Raw genomic sequence first — 5,699 nt, 5'->3', positions numbered from 1 at the left:
TCGATGCTGATTGACACCCATGCTGGCGGGCATAACCCAATGCGGTCAGTACCGCATCCCGGGTCTTGGGGTGGGAGAGGTGCGTCCCGGTAATGGCCAGACAACGGGCCGATGCAATGTAGGCCTCATCGATATCATCACGGGTGAGCGCCATATCGGCGCAATTCTCCCGGTAGAAGATGAGCGGAAAGGTCTCCTGATCCTTGATGCCGAGGAGCACCAATGCCGTTAGGTGCTCCCGATCGGTGATGAGATAGCGGGTATCGCAGCCCACGCGGGTGAGTTCCTCGCGCAGAAAACGCCCCATGTGCTCATCCCCTACCCTGGCCAGCATGGCTGATGCCAGGCCAAGACGAGCCGTACCGAAGGCGACATTTCCAGATGACCCCCCAAGATACTTGGCAAAGGAGCCCATCTCCTCAAGGCGAGCCCCGATCTGCTGGCCGTAGAGATCCACCGCCACCCTGCCAAGGCAGATCAGATCGAGCTTTTTTTTCTTACTTTTCATCTGTGATTCCATTGTTGGTTCCATCACTCGTCACGCCGCTCCAAAGTGGCCATGGGAAAAGGGGAATATCACCGTCTAGCATTCGGCGACCGCCACCCAGCGCCCCTTTGCATGTGAAAGGGCGATTGCATCGAGTACCTGCGAGACGCGCCACCCCTCCTCAAAGTCGGGCCAAAGAGGGCCACCGGTGGCGATGGCATCGATCAGATCGCGCACCTCCACCGTTTTCTGGTCGTTAAAGCCAATGCCGTGCCCCGCCCCCCCACAGAAAGGGGCGTAGTCGGTGTGTGCTGGGCCCAGCAGTATGGTCTTGAAGCCCTGGCGTGCGGCGGGATCGTCGTGGCGATAGAGTTTCAGTTCCGCCATCCGCTCCTGGGTAAAGGCGAGGCTGCCTTTCGTGCCCGTCACCACATAGCTGAGCCCCATCTTGCGGCCGCAGGCAATGCGGGAGGTCTCGATCACCCCGCGCGCGCCGCAGGTAAAACGCAGCATGGCATGGGCCTGATCCTCGTTCTCGACGGCCACCATGGCCTCAGAGCCGGCCACCTCGGGCCTGTGGGTGATCACGGTTTGCAGATCCCCGCATACCTGCTCAATATCCCCCACCAGAAAGTGAGCCATGTTGACGATGTGGGCGCCCAGATCGCCAAGCGCCCCCAGGCCCGCGCTCGCCTTCAGACAGTGCCAATGGATGGGGGCCTGGGGATCGGCCATGTAATCCTCGTTGTGGGTCCCGTAAAAGTGCACCACCTCACCGATTTCACCGCTGGCAATGATCTCGCGGGCCAGGCTGGCCGTGGGATTCTTCATGTAGTTGAACCCCACCAGTGTCTTGACGCCCGCCACGCTGGCAGCGATGGCCATCTCTTTGGCATCACTGGCATTCAAGGCCAACGGCTTCTCCGAGTAGACGTGCTTGCCGTGGCGCAGAGCCTCAAGCGCCATCTCCTTGTGCAGGTAATTGGGCGAGCAGATATCGACCACATCGATGTCAGGATCGGCGACCAGCCTCCTCCAATCCCCCGTCGAGCGGTGAAACCCCAGCTCGTCGGCCTTCTGCCGAGCCAGCTCAGGGGTGATCTCCGCCACCATCTCACGCACCAACCTCCCCTTGAGCGGGAATACGCTGGGAGCCTGAGCAAAGGCGATTGCATGCGCCCGCCCGATGTACCCCGAACCAATCAATCCGATGCGAACCCTCTGCATACCCAGCTCTCCTGTTCGATGAACGCGACGGGGACGAAAAGACCATCACCGTTTCACCTGTCGTTTTTACGGAACGTTTATTTCACAAACAACCTACAATGAAAATTTAAATTCAATTTGTGATCGCGATGGAATTTTTATTCCCACTTATCGTCCGGCGACCACCCGCTGATAGAGCGCACCCAGTGTGGGCGGCTGCCCGGCCAGGATCTCTTTCATCTGCACCAGTAGCAGCTCACCGGTGGCCACCGTGTCGGCCAGGGCGTTATGAGCCACATAGGCCGGCAAGCCCCGCTCACGGCGCACCTCACTGAGTCGGTAGTCCTGCCGTCCGCTGCCGCGATGGCGGCTCAATGAGCGCTCGAGTGACAAGGTGTCCAGCCATAGAAGCGGTGGCTCGGGAACGCCGGGATAGTGATCCGCCAGCAGGCGGTGCAGGAAGTGGCGTTCAATGGCCGCGCCGTGGGCCACCAGCACCCGGCCATGCAGCGTCTCCAGCAGCCGTCGCAATGCCTCCTTGGGCGTAATGCCACGTAGCTGATCCTGAGGCGTGATGTGGTTAATCACGGCCGTGCCGGGAGCCACCCCCTGCCCGGCCAGGTAGAAGTGCTGTGACTGCCCCAGGTGCAGCATGCCGGCCTGCATGGACAGCGTGCCGACCGATAACAGCCGCTCCCGTTCACCGAGCCCGCTGGCTTCCATATCCAGCACCTGCATGGGTAAACACCAAGGATCCGCGCTGGGGCCGGGAAACGGCTCGCCGAGCAGCCCGACCAGCTCGGGCCAGTGCGCCACCTGCGTGAGCCAGTGCCGGCGCCGGCGCTCCAGGCGCGCGAGCGGATGACGATCACGCCACCATGCGAGAGTCATCTCAGCAACCCCCTGGCATGAAAGCGCAGGGCCGCCGCCTCCTGCGTGCGCGCAATGATGCGAAAGGCATCCTTGAGATGGTTGCGCTCGAACTGACTCAGTGAGGCCGGTGGAATGCCGTCGCTCGGACGCAGCCCGGCACGTATCGCCTGCCCCTGCTGGGAAAGGCGCACCCGATTGATGAAATAAAACGCCTCCAGTAACTCCCGGCAGCTTCCCTCACTGATGACCCCCTCACGCACGGCATCGGCCAGCCGGCTCGCCGTGTCAGTGGCGCGGCTGCCGGCCGCCATGGCATAGATCCTGGCCAGCTCGACCACCAGGTTAATGGCCTGCTGCTTAATGTTGAGCACGCTGCGGTTCTCCCCATCCCGCGCCAGCACAAACTGGCGAAACAGGCCAAGCGGCGGGGTGACGCGCAGCGAATTGGCCACCAGGATGGCAAGAAAGCGGGGGTGCTGCGCTATCGTCTCGCTAAGGCTTTCTTGCAACCGCGCGATCAACGACGGCTCGCCATAAGGCGAGCGAATATCGAGAAAAACGCTCACGTTGAGCAGCGCCTCGGCTTCGGCCTCGCGCACCCAACGCAGGTAGCGGGAGCGCCACTCGCTCAGGCTGGCGCACCAAAGGGGATTGGCGGCCACCATCTCTCCGGGGCAGGAGGGGTAACCGCACTCCACCAGGCCATGGCAGACAAACGCCCCCAGACGGCGGAAATAATCGCGCCCCCCCTCGTCCGCCTCATCGGCCAGCACCAGAGCGTTATCTTGATCCGACAGGGCGTGCATCTCCTGGCGAGCCTGGGAGCCCGCCACCAGCCAGGCATAAGCGCACGGGGGGGGCCCCAACTCCCGCTCCCCCAGTTGCAGCAGCCGACGGGTAAAGGCATCGGCAATCTGGGTCATCATGAGCTGGATGCTCTGGGCCGGAACACTGTGGGTCGCCAGTGACTCAAACAGCCACTGGCGCTGCCGGGCCAGCGCGCTCAGCGCCGAACACGACTCCTGGCGGTAGATCCGGCTGATGAGAAACACCGCCTGAACCCGGCTGCGCTGCACCAAACTGGTGGCGGTGAGCACGCCGCATACCCGCCCTTGCTCCAGCACCGGCAAGCTGCGCACGTTATGGCGCATCATCAGCTCGACCGCTTGCAACACAGTGGCATCGCTTTCGATGGTGCAGGGCTGCGGCGTCATCACGCGGCTGACCGGCTCCTCGAGGCGCCGCCCCTCGGCCACGACCCGCTTGGTCATGTCCCTGTCCGTGACGATGCCCAGTAAACGCTGCTGCTCCATCACCAGCGCGCTCGAGCGGTGCTGCTGCACCATCGCCTGCGCCACCGCCATGATGCTGGCATCAGCCGGGACCACGACCACCTCCCGGTTGACCAGCTCAGCGACCGGCTTGAGATAGAGCATGGCCTCCGCGCTGGGGGCCTCATGCCACTGCGCCGACAGTCGCTGATGCTCGGCACTGGCGAAGTGATCCGTGAGTGCCGGGTTGCGAGCCATGACCTGATAGAGCACCCGCTTGGGGATGCGGTAGAGCAGGCTCGGCTCTATGGCATAGACCTGGTAGTCGCACTCACCGGCTCGCTCAAGCTGGCTGAAACCAAACAGATCGCCGCTGCCCAGCCGAGCACGCAGGCTCTGATCCCGGTTGCGCTGCTCCAGCGCCCCCACCCTCACCATGTAAAGCCCCTGCCCGGCAATGAGCTCCCCCGGGATCTCTTCGCCTGGCATCCAGTAGGAGATGTCGATACCGCCGGCCACCACCGACAGTTCGGACTCGCTCAGCAGATCGAAGGGATCGGCCGTGGAGAGAAAGTGCAGAATGTTAGGCAGCAGGGCATGGTCAAACGACATGATTTCCCTCCTTGCAAGACGCGGAGCGTGCCCCGACAGGCGGCCGTACGCGCAACGCTCACTTATCCACCGGCACGACCGAACGCTTCGTTCCCAGCAACTCGCTCCCCATGGCCCAGAAGACATATGCCAACGACAGTAAGGCCACCACGTAATAGAGGGACATGAACCAGCCGGGCACGTTGTGGGCCAAAAAGACATACATGGAAAAGGAGCCAAGCGAGATGAGCACGGCCACCGGCTTCACTAGGCTCCAGGGCTGGATGTCCACCTGTTTGGTGTACACCTCCTGATAGGCCTCCTGCGGGTAGAAGTGGCCGATGATGAGCATGAACACGACGTTTAAGACAAACAGGATCCCCAGCAGATGGAAGAAGTGGAGATCCACCTTGAAGATGAAGTTGAACAGGATGTAAGCCGACATGCCAAACAGCAGCCCCAGCTTGGCGGCGATCGCCGGTACCCGCTTGGTCAGCAGGCCCACGAGGACCACGCTCAGGATGGGGGCATTAAAGATCCCCTGTAGCTGCTGAATGAGATAGAACAACCCATCCGGCGCATTCGCCACCAAGGGGGCCACTATCATGGCGATGAGGGCTAATCCGAGGCCAAGGCGCTTGCCCAGCATCACGGTCTGCGCCTCTGTGGCGTCGGGTTTGAGGCTCTTGCGGTAGATGTTGACGGTAAACAGCGCCACCGAGGAGTTGAGCCCGCCACTAAAGGTCGAAAAGACGGCCCCCACCACCACGGCGGCGAAGAAGCCGACCAGCATCTCGGGCAGCACCAGTTGCACCAGACGCGGATAGGCGTTGTCCGGGTTGTCCATCTGCCCCTGGAAAATATGAAAGGCGATGATGCCGGGCAGGATGATGATGGAGGGGATCATCAGCTTGAAGAAGGCGCACAACAGCACCCCCTTCTGTCCCTCCGCCAGATTCTTGGCCCCCAGCGCCTTCTGTACGATGGACTGGTTGGTGCACCAGAAGAACATGTTGGAGATGATGAGCCCGGTAAACAGGGTCGAGAAGGGCACTAGGGAGTCTTCGGCCCCGATAGAGTTGAACTTGGCCGGGTTACTCCTGTAGACCTCAACCATGCCACTCCACACATCACCATCACCGACATAAGCGAGGGCGAACAGGGTCACCATCAGGCCCCCTGTGATGAGCCCGACCCCGTTGACCGTATCCGCCACGGCGATCGCCTTGATCCCCCCGAAGATGGCGTAGATGGCCCCGAGCCCCCCAACC

Annotated in this window: 5 protein-coding genes; all 5 read right to left on the bottom strand. The window is 62.0% G+C overall.

Going from position 1 to position 5,699, the window contains the following annotated elements; all coding sequences use genetic code 11:
* Positions 1–508, bottom strand: a 508-nt coding sequence (locus tag BN1134_RS02445; protein WP_042045046.1) for a PfkB family carbohydrate kinase, incomplete at its 3' end; no start/stop codon positions are given.
* Between the two features lie 75 nt (positions 509–583).
* Positions 584–1,714, bottom strand: coding sequence for a Gfo/Idh/MocA family protein (locus BN1134_RS02440; RefSeq protein WP_042045045.1), 1,131 nt, complete (start codon positions 1,712–1,714; stop codon positions 584–586).
* Positions 1,715–1,861: 147 nt separating this feature from the next.
* Positions 1,862–2,584 carry a 3'-5' exonuclease gene (locus BN1134_RS02435; RefSeq protein WP_042045044.1) on the bottom strand — a complete coding sequence of 241 codons (723 nt, stop codon included), beginning with the start codon at positions 2,582–2,584 and terminating at the stop codon, positions 1,862–1,864.
* Positions 2,581–4,449 carry a DUF294 nucleotidyltransferase-like domain-containing protein gene (locus BN1134_RS02430; protein WP_042045043.1) on the bottom strand — a complete coding sequence of 623 codons (1,869 nt, stop codon included), beginning with the start codon at positions 4,447–4,449 and terminating at the stop codon, positions 2,581–2,583. The genes BN1134_RS02435 and BN1134_RS02430 overlap by 4 nt, the downstream gene beginning before the upstream one ends.
* Before the next feature lie 58 nt (positions 4,450–4,507).
* Positions 4,508–5,699 (bottom strand): solute:sodium symporter family transporter (locus tag BN1134_RS02425; protein ID WP_042045042.1); only part of this gene is annotated, 1,192 nt, incomplete at its 5' end.

Origin of the sequence: Aeromonas simiae, assembly GCF_000820125.1 — a bacterium.
GTDB classification, from domain to species: Bacteria; Pseudomonadota; Gammaproteobacteria; order Enterobacterales; family Aeromonadaceae; genus Aeromonas; species Aeromonas simiae.
This window is presented reverse-complemented; position numbering and strand designations above follow the sequence as displayed.